Raw genomic sequence first — 19,360 nt, forward strand, 5'->3', positions numbered from 1 at the left:
CGGCAAACCTTAACCGAAAAGGCCACCGGCGGCGAGTTGCCACCGGTGGCCTGCGGGCTGTCAGCGGCTGAACAACAGCCGGCGCCGATCAGCTCTTGCCGAGCGTGAGCTCGCCGTCGCGCACATCGACCACAACCGTCTCGCCGGGCAGGTACTCGCCCTTGAGGATCGCCTGGGCCAGCGGGTTCTCCAGTCGTTGCTGGATCGCCCGCTTGAGCGGCCGTGCGCCGTAGACCGGATCGAAACCAGCCTCGCCGAGCGTGTCGAGCGCCGCGTCACTGAGCGAGAGCTCGATCTCGCGATCGGCCAGCCGCTTGCGCAGGTACTCGATCTGGATGTCGACGATCCGGCGGATCTCGCTGCGGTCGAGCGGGTGGAAGACCACCACGTCGTCGACGCGGTTGATGAACTCCGGCCGGAAGTGCTGGCCGACGATCTCGAGCACCTCGGTTTTGATCTGCTCGTACTCGGCATCCTGACCGGCCAGTTCCTGGATCCGCTGCGAACCGAGGTTGGAGGTCATCACGATCACGGTGTTGCGGAAGTCCACCGTCCTCCCTTGCCCGTCAGTCAGACGGCCGTCGTCGAGCACCTGCAGCAGGATGTTGAAGACATCCGGATGCGCCTTTTCGACCTCGTCGAGCAGAATCACCGAGTATGGCTTCCTGCGGACCGCTTCGGTCAGGTAACCACCCTCCTCGTAGCCGACGTATCCCGGGGGCGCCCCGACCAGCCGGGCCACGGAGTGCTTCTCCATGAACTCGGACATGTCGATGCGCACCATCGCCTCCTCGGTATCGAAGAGGAAGGTCGCCAGCGCCTTGGTCAGCTCGGTCTTGCCCACGCCGGTGGGGCCGAGGAACATGAACGAGCCGTTGGGACGGTTCGGGTCGGACAGGCCGGCCCGCGAGCGGCGGATGGCATCGGAGACTGCCTCGACGGCCTCGGATTGACCGATGACCCGCTTGCCCAGCGCCTCTTCCATGCGCAGCAGTTTGTCCTTCTCGCCCTCGAGCATCTTGGAAACCGGAATGCCGGTCCAGCGAGAGACCACCTCGGCGATCTCCTCGGCACCCACCGTGCTACGGAACAGCTTGGGCTTCTCGGTATCGGTCTGCTCCTCCTGAGTCTGTGCCTCGGCCAGCTCGCGCTCGAGTTCCGGGATGCGACCGTACTGCAGCTCGGACATGCGGGTCAGATCCCCCGCCCGGCGCGCGGTTTCCAACTCGGTGCGCGCCCGGTCGAGCGCCTCCTTTATATGCGTGGTGCCGGCAACGGCCGCCTTCTCCGCCTTCCAGATCTCCTCGAGGTCCGAGTACTCGCGCTCGAGTGCCTCGATCTCCTCCTCGAGGTTGGCCAGGCGCTTCTTCGAGGCCTCGTCGGATTCCTTCTTCAGTGCCTCGCGCTCGATCTTGAGCTGGATGAGGCGCCGCTCGAGGCGATCCATCGATTCCGGCTTGGAATCGATCTCCATGCGGATGCGACTTGCGGCCTCGTCGATCAGGTCGATCGCCTTGTCCGGCAGCTGCCGGTCGGTGATGTAGCGCTGCGAGAGCTGGGCGGCGGCCACGATCGCCGGATCGCCGATCTCGATGCCGTGGTGCACCTCGTAGCGCTCCTTCAGGCCGCGCAGGATCGCAATGGTGTCCTCGGTGGACGGCTCGTCGACCAGCACCTTCTGGAAGCGGCGCTCGAGCGCGGCGTCCTTCTCGATGTACTGGCGATACTCGTCGAGAGTGGTCGCGCCGATGCAGTGCAACTCGCCGCGAGCCAGGGCCGGCTTGAGCATGTTGCCCGCGTCCATCGCCCCGTCGGCCTTGCCGGCACCGACCATGGTGTGGATCTCGTCGATGAACAGGATCACCCGCCCCTCGGCCTTGCCGATATCATTGAGCACGCCCTTGAGGCGCTCCTCGAAATCGCCGCGGAACTTGGCCCCGGCGAGCAGCGCGCCCATGTCGAGCGCCAGCACGCGCTTGTCCTTCAGTCCTTCCGGCACCTCGCCGTTGACGATGCGCTGGGCCAGCCCTTCGACAATGGCGGTCTTGCCCACGCCGGGCTCGCCGATCAGGACCGGGTTATTCTTGGTGCGCCGCTGGAGCACCTGCACGGCGCGGCGGATCTCCTCGTCACGGCCGATCACCGGGTCGAGCTTGCCCTGCTCGGCGCGCTCGGTGAGATCCTGGGTGTACTTCTCCAGGGCCTGGCGAGCGTCCTCGGCGTTCGGGTCGTCGACCGACTGCCCGCCACGAAGCTTCTCGATCGCCTTCTCGATCGCTCCCTTGGAGGCGCCGGCGCGACGCAGGGTCTCGCCCAGCTCGCCCTTGTCCTCGATCACCGCGAGCACGAACAGCTCGCTGGAGATGTACTGGTCGCTGCGCTGCTGCGCGAGCTTGTCGGTGACGTTGAGCAGGCGCGACAGATCGTTGGAGATGTGCACCTCGCCGGCCTCGCCGCCGGAGACGGCGGGCATCCGGTCGAGCATTTCACCCAGCTGCGAGCGCAGCAGGTTGACGTTGATGTCGGACTGCGTCAGCAGGTGACGCACGGTGCCGCCTTCCTGGTCGAGCAGGGCCACCATCAGATGGACCGGCTCGATGAACTGATGATCCTGGCCCACGGCCAGCGACTGCGCGTCGGCCAGCGCCGTCTGGAACTTGGCGGTCAGTTTGTCCATCCGCATTGAAAGCACCTCGTATGCCGTCGGAATTCGTGTAACTGCCTAGGAATGTAGGCACACCATCGACGGATTCAAGGGGCGCCGGGCGGCTTAGCCACCGCCGACGGCTACCGGCACCTCGGGCTCGGATTCGGGCGAGCGCTCGGCAAGCAGGGGCATCCTGTGAGCAGTCGGCCCGTCCCAGCCGATCACATCGAGAGTGCCATCCGCATGCTCGACCAGCGCGGAACAGCCCTCGACCCAGTCGCCACTATTGGCGTAGGTAATCCCGTCGCATTCCCGAAGATTGGCGTGATGAATGTGGCCACAGACGATCACATCCACACCCTCGCGGCGGGCGTGTCGCAGGGCCGCCACCTCGAAGCGGGCGACGTGCGACATCGCCCCGGACAGCCGGGTCTTAATGCCTCGCACCAGGGCGCCGTGCCGGTGATCGCCACCGAAGCGCCGAACAAGACGGTCAAGCCTCAACAGGCAGCCGTAGCCGAGATCACCAAGCCAACGCGCCGGCAACGATGGGGCTATCTCGGCATCGAACTCGTCACCGTGCAGCACCAGGGCCCGGCGGCCATCGGCCAGCGTGAGGTACAACTCGCGGTGTAGCGAAACCCCTGCGAATGTCTGGCCAACGAAGGTGCGAAAGCAGTCATCGTGGTTGCCCGGCACGTACGCGACCCGAGTACCCGACTCGACCAGCCGACCCAGCTGCTGGAACAGCTGGCTCTTGGCCGGCGACCAGAACCAGCGACGGCGCTGCATTTGCCAGACGTCCAGCAGATCACCGTTGAGGATCAGAGTCTCGCACCGGATCGAGTCCAGAAAGGAAAGCAGTCGTTCGGGGCGGGCATCTGGCGTGCCGAGATGCACGTCCGAGACGATAACCGTTCGATAGTGACGGGGCTGGCTGACGCGATCCATCCGGGCACCTCTCTAAGCGCGGTGGGAACAAGAGAACTCCCTTATCCCGCAACCCGGTGACCGTCACGTGTCAGCCGGATCACGATTCGATAACAGACTCCGCGGCCACCCGCTCATGCCGGGCGCTGCCTGATGCTCAGCGCGGCGACGGTCCCCAGAATCAGGAGCATGCCGAGCCATTGCCCGAGCGCGAGTCCCTGCCCCAGCACCAACAGGGCGAAGAGAGTGGCGGTGACCGGCTCGACCGCGGCGACCAGCGAGACGGACACTGGCGGGGCCGTCCGTAGCCCGAGCACGTACAGGAAGAACGACAGACCGGCGCCGAACAGCCCCAGCAGCAGGAACAGCGGCACGTCGTCGGACAGCGGCGCGGCAACGACCTGACCGTGGTCGACGAGCGGCGCCAGGATCAGGAGAAAGACCGCGAAAGCGACACCCAGCACCACCACGGGGGAAGCGTGCCGGGTCGCGTTCTGGAAACCGAACAAGAAGAGCGCGTAGGCGATGCCGGAGAGCAGACCGGCCACCACGCCGAACAGGGACAGCTCATCGATCGGGCTCCCGCCGATCAGCTGGGTCAGGAGCGCCACCCCGAACACCACTGCGGCGATCGCGAACACCAAGGCCGGTGTCAGTCGTGCCGCACCGATCGCCAGCAACACCAGATAGACATAGATCGGCTCCATGTACATCAGCGTCACGGCGACCGCGACGTTGGCGTGCGAGATGCTGAGGAAGTAGAAGACGAAGTTGCCGGCAACCCCGACACCAGCCAACGCGGCCCAGCCGAGTGTCTTGCGATCCGGCAGCGGGAGCGTGCCCGAACGAACCAGCCACCAGGCGGCGAAACAGGCGAAACCGATCGCGCCGCGATAGAAGGACACGACCAGCGGGTCCCAGCCCCGCTCGATAAGCATGGCGGCAATGCCGCCGGACACGCCCCAGAGAAAGGCGGCCAGTATGACCAGCACGACGCCCATGGGCACCTCCCCAGGGCAAGGGTCTGACGGATGCCGCACCGACAGACGCACGAGCCAAGTGGAGGGGCCCGCGCCCCACGGAAGATAGCAGAGGGGAGCCTAGAAGGTGTTCCGGGTCAGCAGGTTACCGCTCGCGCAGGTCCGCGTGCCGGCTGACCAGCCGATCGAGAAACAGGATGCCGTCGAGGTGATCGATTTCGTGCTGGGCGATGCGGGCCTCGAAGCCCTTCATCTTGAAGGTCACGGTCTGCCCCTCGACGTTCTGCGCGGTCAGCTCGATGGTCTCGGCGCGGATCACCTTGCCGGTGTAGTCGGGGATCGACAGGCAGCCCTCGCGGCCGACGGCAAAACCCTTCCAGTTCGTGATGGCCGGATTGATCAGCACCAGCGGTCCGTGGTTGTCCACCGGACGCTTGGCGCGCGTGGCGTCGACGAGGCACAGGCGCTGCATCCGCCCGACCTGCGGCGCGGCGATGCCCACGGCGGACGGCCCCTGGTCGGCGGTGTACTGCAGGTGTTCGGCGAATTCGCGCAGTTCCGGGTCGAACTGCTCGACCGGCTCGCACTCGGTCTTCAGGCGCTCGTCCGGGTAGGTAAGTATCGGCAAGGGCTCCACACTCACCCCCGCATGGTCTGGAGCGGGGTGACACGCACGGTCAGCCCCTGATCGGCGAGCCGCGCGACGCACTCCTCGATCGGCTCGATACCGTCACTGCTCTCGCCGTCGATCTGCATGATGTAGATCGGCTTGTCCGCCGAGCCGCCAACGTCGGACCGCAGGTCGAGGATGTTCATGCCCGCCTCGAGCAGGGCCGCGGTGACGTCGGCCACGATACCGCTGCGATCGGCACTGTGGACAGTCACCGACACGTCCGGCTCGCGGTGCTGGTGCAGCGCCGCGTTGATCTCGTCGACGTGCAGTTTGAGATCGAAGTCCGCCCGAGTCGACTCCAGCAGCCCCGTGACCTCCTCCGGCGTGCCGGCGCCGCGCACCATCATCATGATGGCGAACTGGTTTCCGAGGCGCATCATGGCCGTCTCGCCCAGTTCGGCACCCACGCCGAAGAGCACGCGGGTCACCTGGGCGACGATGCCGGGCCGATCCGCCCCGACCAGGGTCAGCAGGAGCCAGGGTTTTGTCATCTCGGGATTCCTCTCGTCAGTCTTGTTCGCGCCAGATCAGGGTGGCCATGCGGCCGGTCTCGCCCCGATCGCGGCGGTAGGAGTAGAACAGGTCGGCCTGGGCGAAGGTGTCGCGCTCGCCGCCATAGACCCGCGTGATGCCCTGCCGGCGCAGCCGCGCCCGGGCCAGGGCGAACAGGTCCGCGTGATACTTGCCTGACTCAGCCGCGGTACGGAAGGCCGAGGCATCCGCCGGATGCTCGCGCATGAAGGCCTCGCGCACCTCCTCGCCGACCTCGAAATGGGCCGGACCGATCGCCGGACCGAGCCAGGCCATCAACTCGTCGCCGGCCACCGAGAAGCGATCCACCGTGCGCTCGATCACGCCGGCCGCCAGCCCCCGCCATCCGGCATGGGCGACGGCCACCTCGCGGCCATCGTGACTGGCCAGCGTGATCGACAGGCAGTCGGCCGTCAGCACTGCCAGCACCTCGCCCGGCTGGTCGGTATAGGCGGCATCGCCTTTCGGCTGGTCGCCGGGCACATTGGGGCCGACCACCGTAGTGCCGTGCACCTGACTGAGCCAGCGGGGCGCCTCGGGCAGGTCGAGCATGTCGATGAGCTCGTCGCGATTCGCCGCCACGACCTGGTCGTCGTCGCCGACGTGCCGGGCCAGATTGAAGGCGTCGAACGGCGGTCGGCTGTGGCCACCGAGCCGGGTGGTCACACCGGCACGCACCCCGCCCGGCGCCGGCCAGGTGGCTTCGATAAAACGACTGCCTTGCGGGGTGTCAGTCGGGATCCGGGACATAGATAACCTCGGCCTCTCCTTCGTCATGGCCATCGCGGTAATCGCGCAACAGCTCGATCAGTTCGTCCATATCATCGGGCATCGGCGCCTCGAACGAGAGCGTCTCGCCACTCTCGGGGTGGCGCAACGTCAATCGCCGGGCGTGCAGTGCCTGCCGGCCAAAATGGCGCAGCACGTCCACCAGCATGTCTTCGGCGCCGGGCGGCAGCCGCGGCCGGCCACCGTAGACGGGGTCGCCCACGATCGGGTGGCGAATATGCGCCATGTGCACGCGAATCTGGTGGGTCCGCCCCGTCTCCAGCTTCACGCGCAACCAGGTGTGTTCGCCGAACTGCTCCACGACCCGGTAGTGGCTGACCGCCGGCCTGCCCTGCGGCACCACGGCCTGGCGCTGTCGATCGCGGGCGTGGCGGCCGATGGGGGCATCGACCGTTCCACCGGCGATCACGTGCCCGACCACCACCGCGTCATATTCACGTCCGATGCGCCGTTCGGCAAGCTCGGCCACCAGCGTCTGGTACGCGGCCTGGGTCTTGCCCACGACCAGCAGGCCGCTGGTCTGCTTGTCCAGTCGGTGCACGACCCCGGCGCGCGGCAGCAGCGCCAGGTCGGGATCGTGATGGAGCAGCGCATTGACCAGCGTACCATCGGGGTTGCCGGCCCCGGGGTGGACCACCAGATCCACCGGTTTGTTCACCACCAGCAGGTGTTCGTCCTCGAAGACGATGTCGAGCGGGATCTCCTGCGGCTGATCCTCGCTCTGCTGCTCGAGCTCGGCCGATAGCGACAACGTCTCGCCACCGAGGACGGTATCGCGCGGGCGCGCCTTTTTCCCGTCGAGCGTCAGCTCACCCGCCTTGATCCACGCCTGCAGACGGCTGCGTGAGAAATCGGTCCACAGTTGGGCCGCCACCTGATCGAGTCGCATGCCGGCGAACTCGGTGGGTATCGGCAAGGTACGCTCTACGTCCATCAATATCGTTACATCCGCCATCGAGTGGCGACGAAAGCGCGTTATAGCGCGGTTCGTCGAGACATGAAAAAGACGGGTAAACACCCGCCCGGCAACTGGTTGGTTTTTGCTAGATGATCTGCGAAGATTAGCCGTTAACGCCCGCCCCATCAACGCGCCGCACGGCGCGGTCGGCAGGGGCAGGCGGCCACTCACCAACGGCAAGCGGCCCTACATCCAGATCATGATCGAGCATCGCGACCGTCCCCGCCCGGCAACCCGCCGATCCCTCCCCCGGCAACTTGCCCGAGCGGCTCTGATCGCCGGCATGGTCACCTTCGCCAGCGGCTGCTCCTGGTTCTCCAAGAACGACGAGGAGCGGGTCGATCTGTCCGACCCGACCGCCTCGGCGGCGCAGCTCTACCAGGAAGCGAACGACGCGATGCGTCGCGCCGACTACGAGACCGCTATCAAGAAGTACGAGACCCTCGAAGGCCGTTACCCGTTTGGCGCGTATACCGAGCAGGCACAGCTGGAAGTCGCCTACGCCTACTACAAGTACGACGAGCCGGACTCCGCGATCGCCGCGGCGGATCGCTACATCCAGCTGCATCCTCGAGGAGATCATGTGGCCTACGCCCTGTATCTCAAGGGCCTGGCGAACATGAGCCGCGGCGACTCGCTGATCAACAAGATCGCCCCGCCGGACCTCTCCAAGCGTGACCAGTCGGTACTCGAGGATGCATACCGCGCATTTTCCCGGCTGGTACAGCAGTACCCGGAAAGCCAGTACGTCACCGACGCCAGCCGCCGGCTGATCGACGTGCGCAACGCGCTGGCGCGCCACGAAGTCCAGGTCGCCCAGTACTACATGCGCCGCAAGGCCTGGCTCGCCGCGGCCAACCGCGCACAGGCCGCTCTCGAGAAGTACAACGGCTCGACCTCGACCATCCCGGCACTCGAACTGCTGATCGAGGCCTACGGCAAGCTGGGGCTGGAAAAGGAGAAGGCGGACGCCGAGCAGGTGCTCGAGGCCACACTCGAGGCGAACGCCGAGGAGTCCTGAACCGGCTGACCAACCGCTGCCGACATCCGGCACGACGGGAAAAGATAAGGGCCGACGGCATGCCGTCGGCCCTTATCTTTTGTCCAGTTCCCAGACCCCGAAGCGCGGCGACATCACGCCCCGCACCCATGCGAAGCCGACACCACCCCCACTGGACCACGCATCCAACCGCCCCTGCTGCTAGGCTCGGGTAGCAACATGCCAATGGCTTTCCTGCAGCAGAACCCCCGCACACCCGCCTTCCCAGCCGGCACCCGGATGTTGCGAACGACACCTGTCCACTGGAGGGATAACCGTGATCATGAAGAAGCTCGCACTCAGCCTTGTCCTGCTCTTCGGCGCCGTCGGACCAGCCAGCGCCAATTATGCCGAGGGCATGAACTACTACGAGCAGCAGGAATACCATCAAGCACTGCAGGAATTCCGCGAGGCCGCCGCCAGAGGCGATGCCGACGCCCAGTACATGCTGGGCCGCCTGAGTGAGGCCGGCAACGGCACCACCCAGGACTTCGTTGAGGCCCACAAGTGGTACAACCTGGCCGCCGCGCGCGGTCACCGGCACGCGGCCGACGCACGGGATGCGCTGGCCGAGCGCATGACCGATCGACAGGTGGCCGCGGCGCAACAGGCAGCTCGCGACTGGCAGCCGCAAGAAACGTCTTCTTCTCGAGACACATCGCAAGCGCAACCGGACGTCGAGACCCTGACCTACCGGGAACGCGTGGCCGAGATTCAGCTGGAACTCAATCGACTCGGCTACGACGCCGGCCCAACCGACGGCCTGATGGGCGATCGAACCCGCAGCGCCATCTACGAGTACCAGGCCGACATGGGCGTTGCCCGGGATGGCCAGGCCTCCGCCGAACTGCTGAGGCACTTGCGCCGGACCGGGACGGACGAAGTGGCCGCTGGCTCGGGATCGCACCCAGACGACTCGCCACAAGTCGTCCTCCAGGAAGACTTCAGCGACGGCGATTACCGTCGCAATCCGACCTGGACGGTGATCAGCGGCGACTTCGAGGTCGACCGGAACGGGTTGCGCAGCACCGTCGAGACAGAACGGGCAACCGATCGCACAGCGCGCGGCCTCAACTCCGACCGACCGGAGGAGATCGGTCTGGCGGTGCTGGGCATGATCCTCCAACAGAGGACGGGAACGCCGCAGCGTGAGGAGGCAGCCCCTGCACAGCCAGCCAAAATCTTCGTCGATGCGCCCACCGACAACGCGTTCAGAATGGAACTGGACCTCGGCTCCCACGAGCCGGCCGGCCACGTTGAATTGGGGCTTTTCCAGGGCTCCCACCCCGCTGGAACCGGCTACCGTCTGGTTTACTCCCCCGGCACGGAACCAACCCTTCGCCTGATCCGGCTGATTTTCGGAAACACCGAGACCATCGCTCACCACGACGGGAGACTCGACCTCGAAGACGGCCGGTTCCACCGCATCGTCTGGACCCGCGACGAAAGCGGACAGATGCAGGTTCGCGTGGACGACCGCCGCCTGCTGCGCGTGAAGGACAACGGCCTGCGCGATCCATTCCAGGGCTTCGTCCTGGAAAACCAGGGGGGCGACTACAGCCTGGGCCGGATCCGGATCGAGGACTAGGCGCCTCGACGCGCATCATCGCGACGCCACGCCCGACAACGTATCGGAGCATTGCCGGGCAACGAGAGGCGGGCCTGGCCGGCCGCGACGACCCAAGCGCGCACCCCGACGAAAGCGTCGGAAAGATAAAGTGGCAGACAAAACAAAAGCCCCGCACAAAGGCGGGGCTTTTGGGGATAACCGGCCGAAGCCGGTGACGGCGTTCGGATCAGCGCTTGGAGAACTGGACCGAACGACGGGCCTTGCGCAGGCCGACCTTCTTACGCTCGACCTGACGAGCGTCACGCGTGACGAAGCCGGCTTCGCGCAGCTTCGGACGATGCGCCTCGTCGTAGTCCATCAGCGCGCGGGTCAGGCCGTGACGAACGGCACCAGCCTGGCCGGACGGACCACCGCCAGCGACAGTGGCCACTACGTCGAACTTGTCCGTCAGCTCGAGCAGTTCGAGCGGCTGGCGAACGACCATCTGGGCAGTCTCGCGACCGAAGAAGTCTTCGAGGCTCTTGCCGTTGACGGTGATGTTGCCGGTGCCCGGACGCAGGAATACCCGTGCGGAGGATGTCTTACGACGACCGGTTCCGTAATTCTGAGTCATTGCCATGGGTAGTCTCTCTTAGATCTCGAGCGGCTGGGGCTGTTGCGCCTGATGTTTGTGCTCGGCGTCCGCGTAGACCTTGAGCTTGGTGTACATCTGACGGCCGAGTGCGTTCTTCGGCAGCATGCCCTTCACGGCCAGCTCGATGACGCGCTCCGGGGAACGCTCCATCAGCTTCTCGAAGGTGAAGTGCTTCATGTTGCCGATGAACCCGGTGTGGAAGTGGTACATCTTGTTGCCGGCCTTCTTGCCGGTGACCTTGATGTCCTTCGCGTTGACGACAACGATGTAGTCACCGGTATCGACGTGCGGGGTGTACTCGGCCTTGTGCTTGCCACGCAGGCGACGGGCGACCTCGGTAGCCAGGCGACCCAGCGTCTTGCCGGATGCATCGATGACGTACCAGTCGCGTTTGACCTCGGCCGGCTTGGCGGAATAGGTTTTCATGGATCGACAGCTCCCAAACCAGAAGCGATACATTGATTTCAAGAGGGCGCGAAGTCTACCCGAAGGCAACGCGCCCCGCAAGACCGATTTCGCAACCGGCCTGAACGTGGAGAACCGCGGAGTATAAAACGGGTCGACGCCAAATGCGAAGCCCTTTCTGGGCCAGTAGCGGGAAACCGGCCCGACACCTTCAGGCGGACAAAAAAAATGCCGGCAGACGCCGGCAACAACAAGAACCACCAAAGGAGGATAAGCAATTCACAAGATCAGTATATTCTAATTCCGCCAGGTGTGCAACCCCAGTAATGCACTGGGTTATTTGCGGGCCCACACGCCTGCCTCCCGGGCTTGACCACCCCGTTAGGCCGCTGCAATCTGCTCGACATGACCCCGCAACCCCCGACCACGCCAGCCGTCAACGAGTCGCCCGCGCCTCTCTCGCTCGACGAGGCGATTCAGCGCGATGCCCTCGACTGCGTGATGTGCGGCATCTGCGTACCGCACTGCCCCACCTTCTCCCTCTCCGGCAACGAGGCCGACGGCCCGCGCGGCCGGATCAGCCTGATGCTGGGCATCAGCCAGGGCGATCTCCTTCCGGATGCCGACGTGCGTCGCCATCTGGACACCTGCCTGACCTGCCGCGCCTGCGAGACGGTCTGCCCGTCCGGGGTCCAGTACGGACGGCTGATCGACAATGGCCGCGCCCGCCTGGCGCAGGCGCAGACAAGCGCCGCGCAACCGCGAGCCCTGGCACGACACTGGCGCCTGCTGCGCGACCAGCTGCTCACGCGCCGACGGCGCATGGGCGCCGCCTCCGGTCTGTACCGCGCAGCCACGCGCCTCGGGCTAGGCGGATTGGTCCGGCGACTGACCGGGCCGCTTGGCCGCGCACTCCCCCGCCATCCCGCGACCCCGTCGTCACAACCGGGCAGCACCGACACACCGACCCGCGGCACCGTGGGGCTGTTCGTCGGCTGCACGGGAAGCGCCATGAACGCCCCGGCGGGGGCGGCAGCAAGACAGGTCATGCGCGCGATGGGCTACCGCGTGGTCACCCCCGCGGCACAGGCCTGCTGCGGTGCCATGCATGCCCACGGCGGCGAGCCAGCAGCCGCCCGCGAGCTTCGCGCGCGCAACGCGCGCGTGTTTTCAGGTGCCGAGGTTGAAACGATCGTGGTGGTCGGTACCGCCTGCCGCGCCGAACTCGGGGCACTGGAGACGGAACACGGGATCGCGGTACGGGAAATCACCGAGTGGTTGCTCGAACGCGCCAGTGAGGAGTGGCCCGCGCTCGGGACGCTCGATCAACAGGTCGCCGTCCACACGCCCTGCAGCCAGCGCAACCATCTGCGGGCACCCGGCGCAACGCGAGAACTGCTCAGCCGTATCCCCGGCCTCGAACTGGTTGAACTCGACGGCAACGAACGCTGCTGCGGGGCCGCCGGCCTGCAGGCCCTGCTCTACCCTGACGAGGCCGAGCGCCTGCGCGAACCGAAGCTCGAATCGATCGACCGTATCCAACCGGATGTCGTGGTCAGCGCCAATGTCGGCTGTGCCACCCACCTTGCCGCCGGCGCCGATCTCGAGGTCAGGCAACCGGTGGAACTGATCGCCAAGGCGCTCGCCGCAACGAAGCCCTAGCTGCTCGGGACGTCGGCGTCGGCGAGATTCCGCCCGTAGAAGATCTCGTACATCTCCTTCTTGAGCGCCTTCTCGATCCGGGTGCAAGTCTCGGGTCCGTACTCGTCAACGCCGTGGCCGAACAGGTAGTTGTCCAGATCGAAGTCCTTCAGGAGCATCTTGGTGTGGAAGATGTTCTCCTGATAGACGTTCACGTCGATCATCTGGTAGCGCTCGCGGGTGTCCTCGGCGAGGTAGTTCTGGATCGAGTTGATCTCGTGATCGATGAAGTGCTTCTTGCCGTGCACGTCGCGGGTGAAGCCGCGCACCCGGTAGTCGAGCGTGACAATGTCCGAATCGAAGCTGTGGATCAGGTAGTTCAGGGCGCGTAGCGGCGAGATCCGCCCGCAGGTCGACACGTCGATATCGACACGGAACGTCGAGATGCCGTTCTCCGGGTGGCTCTCCGGGTAGGTGTGCACCGTGATGTGGCTCTTGTCGAGGTGCGCCACTACCGAGTCGCGCGCCGGCTCGCCGTCGCCCGGCAGTGGCCCCGGCTCCTCGTGGTAGTCGATCCCCTCGGCGATCACCGGCTCCTCGGAGATCAGGATGGTGACCGACGCGCCCTGCGGCTCGTAGTCCTGCCGGGCGACATTAAGGATGTTCGCCCCGATCATCTCGGTCACGTCGGTCAGGATCTGGGTCAGCCGGTCGGCATCGTAGACCTCATCGATGTACGCGATGTACTCGTTGACCTGCGCCCGGGTCTTGGCATAACAGATGTCGAAGATCGACATGCTCAGCGTCTTGCTGAGGTTGTTGAACCCGTGCAAGGTGACCGACGGCTCACCCATGACTACCCCCTGACAGAAACCAAAGCGCCCGACCTCAGCGGGCCGGGCGTGGGAAGGTGGTCGACCGCCTGGCGGCCGACGCTTGTTGATTGCGGCGAAGTGTAAACCGCCATCCGCGCATTTACCACGCCTCGCTCGACGCTCGAAGAGCGCACCGGCGGCGACTGTGGCGCCATGACCACGGCCGCGTCACTCCGGAGAACGGACCTCGAAATCGTGGGTCAGTTCCACCGAGTCGCGCAGCATCGCCGAGACCGAGCAGTACTTCTCGGCCGACAGGTTCACCGCACGCTCGACCTTCTTCGGATCCAGCCCCTCACCGACCACCACGTAGCGGGTGTGGATGCGGGTGAACACCTTCGGCGCCTTGACCTCGGCGCGGTCCGCCGACAGCTCGATCCAGCAGTCCTGGACCGGCTGGCGCTGCTTGCCGAGGATCATCATCACGTCGATGGCCGTGCAGCCACCCAGGCCCATCAGCACCATTTCCATCGGTCGCGCGCCGGCATTGCGGCCGCCGATCTCGGGCGCGCCGTCCATCACGATGCCGTGACCACTGTCGGCCTCGGCCATGAAGGCCATGCCGTCGACCCATTTCACTCGTGCTTTCATGCCTTTTCTCCCAGTTCGAACAGTTCCGCCAGTGCCTCGCCCGGGTCCTCGGCCCGCATGAACACCTCGCCCACCAGGAACGCATGCACATCGTGCTCGCGCATGCGACGCACGTCCTCGACACCGAGAATGCCGCTCTCGGTGACCACGATCCGGTCATCCGGAATGTCGTGCAGCAACTCGAGGGTGACATCGAGACTGACGTCGAAGCTGCGCAGGTCGCGGTTGTTGATGCCGATCAGGCGGGTATCCAGCTGCAGGGCACGCAGCAACTCGTCGTGGTCGTGCACCTCGACCAGCACGTCCATGCCCCAGTTGCGGGCGCGGTCGTGCAGGGCTCGCATCTTCTCGTCGTCGAGCGCGGCGGCGATCAGCAGGATGCAGTCGGCACCCATCGCCCGCGCCTCGTCGACCTGGTAGAGGTCGATCATGAAGTCCTTGCGCAGCACCGGCAGACGGCAGGCGGCCCGGGCGGCCTTGAGGTACTCGGCATCGCCCTGGAAGAAGTCGCGGTCGGTGAGCACCGACAGGCACGCCGCCCCGCCCTTCTGATAGCTCTTGGCGATGGCCACCGGGTCGAACGGGTCGCGCAGCACACCACGACTCGGCGAGGCCTTCTTGATCTCGGCGATCACCGCCGGACGCTTGTCTTCGACGCGCGAGACGATTGCCCGCTCGAAGCCCCGCGGCGTCTCCGCGGAGCGGGCGTGGTCTTCCATCACGCTCGCCGGAATCACCTGCCGGGCCGCGGCCACCTCGAGGCGCTTGCGGGCGATGATCTTCTTGAGGATATCGGGAGTGTCGCTCATAGACTTGTGCAGCTTGCGGGAGACCCGGCCGGGTCTCGTTTCGGGAAAGCGGTCGGAATCAGTCGCAGGCGCGGGTCTTGGCAACCAGCTGCTCGAGCTTGTCGAGTGCCCGCCCCTCGGCCAGCAGGCGCTGGGCCGTGGCAACGCCGGCGACCAGGTCCTCGGCGAGATCCGCGGCGTAGATCGCCGCGCCGGCATTCAGCGCGATCATGTCGGCCACCGGGCCGCGCTCGCCACCAAGGGCGGCCCGCACGCAGGCCACGCTCTGCTCGGGACCGTCGACGATCAGGCGATCGAGCGGCTGGCGCGTCATGCCGAAATCCTCGGGCTCGATGCGGTAGCGGCGAATCGTGTCGTCTTTCAGCTCGGCCACCTCGGTCGCCTCGGCCAGCGAGATCTCGTCGAGTCCGTCGTGGCTGTGCACCACCAGCACATGGCGCGCGCCGAGGCGCTGCATCACCTCGGCCAGCGGCTCAAGCCAGTCTGAGCTGTAGACGCCCAGCAACATCGCCGGCGCGCCGGCCGGGTTGGTCAACGGGCCGAGGACATTGAACAGGGTGCGCACCCCCAGCTCCTTGCGCGGCACGGCGGCATGGCGCATCGAGCCGTGATGGCGCGGGGCGAACATGAAGCCGATGCCCAGCTCGCGCACGCAGCGCGCGACGCAATCGGTGTCGACCTCGAGGTTCACGCCGGCGGTCTCTAGCATGTCGGCGCTGCCCGAACGGCTGGTGACCGAGCGGTTGCCGTGCTTGGCGACGTGACCACCGGCCGCGGCGACCACGAAGCTCGAGGCGGTCGAGACATTGAACAGCGCCGAGCCGTCACCGCCGGTGCCGACGATATCGACCAGGTGCGGCACATCCACCTGCACGCCCACCGCCAGCTCGCGCATCACCTCGGCGGCCGCCGTGATCTCGTCGATGGTCTCGCCCTTCATGCGCAGCGCGACCATCAGGCCGGCGACCTGTACCGGCGTGGCCTCGCCGGCCATGATCTGGTGCATGACCGCGTACATCTGTTCGCGGCTCAGGTCATGGCGGTCGATGGTGCGGGCAATGGCTTCGCGAATGTCCATGGCGTGTTGGGGTTCCGGCGTGGGTCAGGCGGGAAACGGTAGCACGGGTGGGGGATGGTGCGCAGCTAGGGGTATTAACCGAAAACCCAGTCCGCTGCCGTTTTACTCTGTGCGCTCGTCGAGACAACCACGCCACGGTCGTCCAGCAACTCCAACCACAGGGTCATTGAAAGGAGCAGCGGTGGGCACGGACAAACCGGAACACCACCGAGACGACCTCTCCGGTCTCTGGTCCAGACGCCTGTCCCGACGGGTCCGGATCATCTATACGTTCGACGACAAATCCATCCACACCTTTGCCCTCGGCGGGAACTACGATGGGGCCTGATTCGCCCGTCCCAACTGCTGATGGCGCAACGAAGTAAAGCCCACGTGACCGTCAGATTTGTTTCGCAAAAAACCCGTTCGATCTGCCAGGCCCTTCACCGCACGCCCAAGCCTCAGCCGAAGAAAACCGCATCGCGGTTCTTTGGTCGGATGGAGCGCCTGGTTAGGTGCTTTTTATGAAGGAGCACCTTCATTCGCCCAATGCTCTTCAGTGATGATTATAAGGGGCACACCTTATTCGCGACATTGCATCGCTTTTCCATTTTTCTTCCATATTTTGCATGCGTCCAGCCGTCGGCTGGCATAAGCACCCGGCACTAGATAATCAAGTTTATTTGTTACCCGTTTTTCATTTACTCCGCCAGAACACTCTATTGCCGCCTGACATTGTTTTATCGCTCCATACGCACAAGCACCTGAATAAATCTATCAGCATCCCTGCGAATTTACTTGCGTCTAACACCACAAATCAGCCGTGCGGTTTTTTGCGTCGGCTGAATTTTTTTGGCTGGCCATCATGTTATGCCACGCGAGTTTTTGCGTCGGCCGACTTTGTTTTCTTGGCCGCCTTGTCATACCTAATCACGGTTATCGAATCGGTCTGCCCCGCAAGGAGTTGCGCGACGGCCCTGTGATTCCCGTCTTCGATATACGCTTCGCCCTCTTCGAGTCGTTCTACGGTACATTCTGCTCCAGTATTTCCGGGACCAGAACAATGATTCTTTCGAGCTGACCTCTGGCCGGAGGACGGGGCAACCACCAACGAAGGAAGCTCGAGAATGAATGGGAGTTTACTTAATCGATGCACTTTGTCATAGAAATAAGGCGCGACGCTTCGATTGTCAGGGTTTCGGACGAGAGAAACAATATCTGCCAGAGTACCGTGCGTAATCTCATGCGGGAGGTCGCCGACCCAGAGCACCGTGACTATTGACGACATGTCAACAGTCCACCAAGAAATTTGATCCCGTGGCAACTTCTTGAGTGATTTGGATAAACCCATTCTCGAACTGAGAAAATCTGTGAGTTTCTCCTCAGGAAGCACTTCAGCCAACTTGTGAAGCTGACTAACGATATTCGCCAACTGAGCGTCCGTGAAATCGGCATAGCGACCGCCGGTAATATCCTTGAGTTTCTTCTGAACGAAGTTTGCACGCAAATAAGCGGTCAACGGATGCACTTCCTGGGACATTAACTATTTCCTCCTTACTACAAAAAAGCCCCGCGGCGACGACTTCATTAGATGCATAACTATATACGGATATCCCAACCGCGGCTTAACACCCGGCCTCTTTCGGCGTTCCAGGCAGAACAAAGTTCAATATCAATCACGATCTGTTGTTGACATCACACAAGCCCCTTAAGAAAAAGGCCAAAAAGAGAGCATTCCTACCGTTTTTGTATAAAGCCGCCATACTCCGGTGTTAGATAGTCATGTTTTCACAGGGCGTCACCGGCCACGCCCCTGAACCAGGGGGATATATTCATTTGCAACAATACATTGCACGTCGTCGCAATCGGCGGCCGGCCACACCATTACGCCATGAGCAATACGCGACGATCGGGCAAGCGCAGTAGTAGACAGCGACCAACAGGAATTAGTTCACCGCTCTGGGGGACCAAAACCGATCGTAATTTCCTACTAAATTCATGAGGTTTTTCAGCCACTTCGAACTAGAGCCTTAACCAGCCGCGGCAGACGGACTTATGCCTTAATGCACATACGCATTACCAGCGAAGCCAATCGGATGGGTTACGACGAGTGTCCGTGGGAAAAAAGTAGCTCCCCGGAGCAGAACAAGGCGACATTGAGATGTGCTAGCGACCCGGCCGCCAACAGGGAAACCGGCGGGAGGGTCTTACCTCACCGCAGGTAGACGTCGAAGCGCAGTCGACCCGAGCGATAATCGATGCTTGGGGTAGCCGCGTCAGTTTCGCAGTCCTCCACCTACGTACTCGTGGCCACCAAGCGCCAGAACGCCCATCCCTTCGACGGGCACTGCCCCGTGCAGACCTACCGCCCATCGGTATACACAGGCCGCCTTGCGTTCGGCCCTACTCGGGGGCGAGTCCAGGCACGCCCCCTACAAGGATTCCCATGGGTCAGCCTTTCCTCGAAACATGCATAGACCTACAGACCTTCCAGGGCCTGACCCTCGCCTTGCAGAGATTCTGATCTGAGCAGACCTGTGCGGTCCTCTAGCGCGGGATATCTGAAGTTGGCACCGGCGCGATCCACCGGCTAGCAAAGAACATTGGCGGGAAATCTACGAAAAGAAAATGCCGGCGCCTTGGAGAACCCAAAGCACCGGCCAGATTTTTCTGCCTAGCGGGAGAATTACTCCAAGCGTGTAATCGCCGCTTTCTTTTCCTCGTATTCTTCCTTATCGATCTCCCCCTTGGCGTAGCGCTTATCGAGTATGTCCAGGGCGGACTCAGATCGCTCGCCTGCCGACCGTGTCGTAACGTCACGACGATCCGGCCCGTCCATCCAGCGGTTGCACCACATACAACCCCGCCCCCCTCTTCTCATCATGAAAATCATCATGACCACCATGAAGATCAGAAAGATGAGCGGGAAGATCCACCAGAAGCCGTGCCCATGCGAATGCCACCATGGCCATGGGTAGGCTGGCGCCGGTGCCGGCACTTGTTCAGCAGCCCACAAGACTGACGAGCAGACCATCGCCAGCAAGGTGAAAGGAAGAAAAATCAACGTGCGCATCGTCATGTACATCGCCCCCTCCTTAAGCACGAGTTGTGCTTAAACACACGACCGTATTCGCAACCGAATATAGACGGGTGGTCCGAACGACGCTTGGCATCCCGACGTCGGAGTCGTGCCATCAGGAAGCGCACCGGGAGTCGAGGCGTTGCACACAG

General features: G+C 64.1%; 19 protein-coding genes. 4 read left to right on the forward strand and 15 right to left on the reverse strand.

Annotated features, from left to right (window positions below; all coding sequences use genetic code 11):
• Positions 1-88 precede the first annotated feature (88 nt).
• From clpB to rluD, 7 genes are all read right to left on the reverse strand, one after another.
• Positions 89-2,677, reverse strand: coding sequence for an ATP-dependent chaperone ClpB (gene clpB, locus LV476_RS06705; RefSeq protein WP_250074641.1), 2,589 nt, complete (start codon positions 2,675-2,677; stop codon positions 89-91).
• Positions 2,678-2,770: 93 nt separating this feature from the next.
• On the reverse strand, positions 2,771-3,598 hold the full coding sequence (locus LV476_RS06710; protein WP_250074644.1) for a UDP-2,3-diacylglucosamine diphosphatase: 828 nt from the start codon (positions 3,596-3,598) through the stop codon (positions 2,771-2,773).
• A 113-nt stretch (positions 3,599-3,711) separates the two neighbouring features.
• Positions 3,712-4,584 carry a DMT family transporter gene (locus tag LV476_RS06715; RefSeq protein WP_250074648.1) on the reverse strand — a complete coding sequence of 291 codons (873 nt, stop codon included), beginning with the start codon at positions 4,582-4,584 and terminating at the stop codon, positions 3,712-3,714.
• Positions 4,585-4,702: 118 nt separating this feature from the next.
• A complete protein-coding gene (def, locus tag LV476_RS06720; RefSeq protein WP_250076283.1) occupies positions 4,703-5,194 on the reverse strand; it encodes a peptide deformylase in 492 nt (163 codons plus the stop codon).
• Positions 5,195-5,196: 2 nt separating this feature from the next.
• Positions 5,197-5,721 carry a glycine cleavage system protein R gene (locus tag LV476_RS06725; protein ID WP_250074649.1) on the reverse strand — a complete coding sequence of 175 codons (525 nt, stop codon included), beginning with the start codon at positions 5,719-5,721 and terminating at the stop codon, positions 5,197-5,199.
• Positions 5,722-5,737: 16 nt separating this feature from the next.
• The gene (gene pgeF / locus LV476_RS06730) at positions 5,738-6,511 is read right to left on the reverse strand and encodes a peptidoglycan editing factor PgeF (RefSeq protein WP_250074652.1); all 774 of its coding nucleotides are present in this window, start codon (positions 6,509-6,511) and stop codon (positions 5,738-5,740) included.
• The gene (rluD, locus tag LV476_RS06735) at positions 6,492-7,484 is read right to left on the reverse strand and encodes a 23S rRNA pseudouridine(1911/1915/1917) synthase RluD (RefSeq protein ID WP_250074654.1); all 993 of its coding nucleotides are present in this window, start codon (positions 7,482-7,484) and stop codon (positions 6,492-6,494) included. The genes pgeF and rluD overlap by 20 nt, the downstream gene beginning before the upstream one ends.
• 223 nt (positions 7,485-7,707) lie before the next feature.
• On the opposite strand from rluD, the gene LV476_RS06740 reads away from it, so the two are divergent.
• Both LV476_RS06740 and LV476_RS06745 read left to right on the forward strand, forming a co-directional pair.
• Positions 7,708-8,529, forward strand: coding sequence for an outer membrane protein assembly factor BamD (locus LV476_RS06740; RefSeq protein ID WP_250074656.1), 822 nt, complete (start codon positions 7,708-7,710; stop codon positions 8,527-8,529).
• Positions 8,530-8,830: 301 nt separating this feature from the next.
• Positions 8,831-10,135, forward strand: a complete 1,305-nt coding sequence (locus LV476_RS06745; protein ID WP_250074658.1) for a peptidoglycan-binding protein — start codon at positions 8,831-8,833, stop codon at positions 10,133-10,135.
• A 208-nt stretch (positions 10,136-10,343) separates the two neighbouring features.
• Here LV476_RS06745 and rpsI read toward each other — a convergent pair whose 3' ends face one another.
• Together rpsI and rplM are read right to left on the reverse strand one after the other, a co-directional pair.
• Entirely contained in the window at positions 10,344-10,736 is a 393-nt protein-coding gene (rpsI, locus tag LV476_RS06750; protein ID WP_250074659.1) for a 30S ribosomal protein S9, read from the reverse strand.
• 12 nt (positions 10,737-10,748) lie between these two features.
• The gene (gene rplM, locus LV476_RS06755; protein ID WP_250074661.1) at positions 10,749-11,177 is read right to left on the reverse strand and encodes a 50S ribosomal protein L13; all 429 of its coding nucleotides are present in this window, start codon (positions 11,175-11,177) and stop codon (positions 10,749-10,751) included.
• A 384-nt stretch (positions 11,178-11,561) separates the two neighbouring features.
• Between rplM and LV476_RS06760 the strand changes: the two genes are divergently transcribed.
• Positions 11,562-12,818 (forward strand): (Fe-S)-binding protein, encoded by a 1,257-nt coding sequence (locus tag LV476_RS06760; RefSeq protein WP_250074662.1) that lies wholly within the window; start codon positions 11,562-11,564, stop codon positions 12,816-12,818.
• Here LV476_RS06760 and speD read toward each other — a convergent pair.
• From speD to trpD, 4 genes are all read right to left on the reverse strand, one after another.
• A complete protein-coding gene (speD, locus tag LV476_RS06765) occupies positions 12,815-13,651 on the reverse strand; it encodes an adenosylmethionine decarboxylase (protein WP_250074664.1) in 837 nt (278 codons plus the stop codon). The genes LV476_RS06760 and speD overlap by 4 nt on opposite strands.
• 189 nt (positions 13,652-13,840) lie before the next feature.
• Positions 13,841-14,263, reverse strand: a complete 423-nt coding sequence (locus LV476_RS06770; RefSeq protein ID WP_250074666.1) for an OsmC family protein — start codon at positions 14,261-14,263, stop codon at positions 13,841-13,843.
• Complete coding sequence (gene trpC / locus LV476_RS06775) at positions 14,260-15,072, reverse strand: indole-3-glycerol phosphate synthase TrpC (protein ID WP_250074668.1); 813 nt, start codon at positions 15,070-15,072, stop codon at positions 14,260-14,262. The genes LV476_RS06770 and trpC overlap by 4 nt, the downstream gene beginning before the upstream one ends.
• Before the next feature lie 58 nt (positions 15,073-15,130).
• Positions 15,131-16,150: an anthranilate phosphoribosyltransferase gene (gene trpD / locus LV476_RS06780; RefSeq protein ID WP_250074670.1), complete on the reverse strand. Its 1,020-nt coding sequence runs from the start codon at positions 16,148-16,150 to the stop codon at positions 15,131-15,133.
• On the opposite strand from trpD, the gene LV476_RS06785 reads away from it, so the two are divergent.
• Positions 16,149-16,478, forward strand: coding sequence for a type II toxin-antitoxin system YoeB family toxin (locus tag LV476_RS06785; RefSeq protein WP_250076285.1), 330 nt, complete (start codon positions 16,149-16,151; stop codon positions 16,476-16,478). The genes trpD and LV476_RS06785 overlap by 2 nt on opposite strands.
• Positions 16,479-16,997: 519 nt before the next feature.
• Here LV476_RS06785 and LV476_RS06790 read toward each other — a convergent pair.
• The gene (locus LV476_RS06790; protein ID WP_250074672.1) at positions 16,998-17,669 is read right to left on the reverse strand and encodes a hypothetical protein; all 672 of its coding nucleotides are present in this window, start codon (positions 17,667-17,669) and stop codon (positions 16,998-17,000) included.
• A 1,146-nt stretch (positions 17,670-18,815) separates the two neighbouring features.
• Entirely contained in the window at positions 18,816-19,214 is a 399-nt protein-coding gene (locus LV476_RS06795; protein ID WP_250074673.1) for an SHOCT domain-containing protein, read from the reverse strand.
• Positions 19,215-19,360 lie beyond the last annotated feature (146 nt).

Origin of the sequence: Guyparkeria hydrothermalis, from assembly GCF_023555385.1 — a bacterium.
Classification (GTDB): domain Bacteria; phylum Pseudomonadota; class Gammaproteobacteria; order Halothiobacillales; family Halothiobacillaceae; genus Guyparkeria; species Guyparkeria hydrothermalis_A.

Excerpts from the sequence above, each read along its gene's own strand:
- trpC (WP_250074668.1), bottom strand. The coding sequence starts at position 15,072 with ATGAGCGACACTCCCGATATCCTCAAGAAGATCATCGCCCGCAAGCGC.
- rplM (WP_250074661.1), bottom strand. The coding sequence starts at position 11,177 with ATGAAAACCTATTCCGCCAAGCCGGCCGAGGTCAAACGCGACTGGTAC.
- rpsI (WP_250074659.1), bottom strand. The coding sequence starts at position 10,736 with ATGGCAATGACTCAGAATTACGGAACCGGTCGTCGTAAGACATCCTCC.
- LV476_RS06725 (WP_250074649.1), bottom strand. The coding sequence starts at position 5,721 with ATGACAAAACCCTGGCTCCTGCTGACCCTGGTCGGGGCGGATCGGCCC.
- LV476_RS06790 (WP_250074672.1), bottom strand. The coding sequence starts at position 17,669 with ATGTCCCAGGAAGTGCATCCGTTGACCGCTTATTTGCGTGCAAACTTC.
- LV476_RS06745 (WP_250074658.1), top strand. The coding sequence starts at position 8,831 with ATGAAGAAGCTCGCACTCAGCCTTGTCCTGCTCTTCGGCGCCGTCGGA.
- rluD (WP_250074654.1), bottom strand. The coding sequence starts at position 7,484 with ATGGACGTAGAGCGTACCTTGCCGATACCCACCGAGTTCGCCGGCATG.
- LV476_RS06770 (WP_250074666.1), bottom strand. The coding sequence starts at position 14,263 with ATGAAAGCACGAGTGAAATGGGTCGACGGCATGGCCTTCATGGCCGAG.
- LV476_RS06710 (WP_250074644.1), bottom strand. The coding sequence starts at position 3,598 with ATGGATCGCGTCAGCCAGCCCCGTCACTATCGAACGGTTATCGTCTCG.
- trpD (WP_250074670.1), bottom strand. The coding sequence starts at position 16,150 with ATGGACATTCGCGAAGCCATTGCCCGCACCATCGACCGCCATGACCTG.
- pgeF (WP_250074652.1), bottom strand. The coding sequence starts at position 6,511 with ATGTCCCGGATCCCGACTGACACCCCGCAAGGCAGTCGTTTTATCGAA.
- speD (WP_250074664.1), bottom strand. The coding sequence starts at position 13,651 with ATGGGTGAGCCGTCGGTCACCTTGCACGGGTTCAACAACCTCAGCAAG.
- LV476_RS06760 (WP_250074662.1), top strand. The coding sequence starts at position 11,562 with ATGACCCCGCAACCCCCGACCACGCCAGCCGTCAACGAGTCGCCCGCG.
- LV476_RS06740 (WP_250074656.1), top strand. The coding sequence starts at position 7,708 with ATGATCGAGCATCGCGACCGTCCCCGCCCGGCAACCCGCCGATCCCTC.
- clpB (WP_250074641.1), bottom strand. The coding sequence starts at position 2,677 with ATGGACAAACTGACCGCCAAGTTCCAGACGGCGCTGGCCGACGCGCAG.
- LV476_RS06795 (WP_250074673.1), bottom strand. The coding sequence starts at position 19,214 with ATGTACATGACGATGCGCACGTTGATTTTTCTTCCTTTCACCTTGCTG.
- LV476_RS06785 (WP_250076285.1), top strand. The coding sequence starts at position 16,149 with ATGGCGTGTTGGGGTTCCGGCGTGGGTCAGGCGGGAAACGGTAGCACG.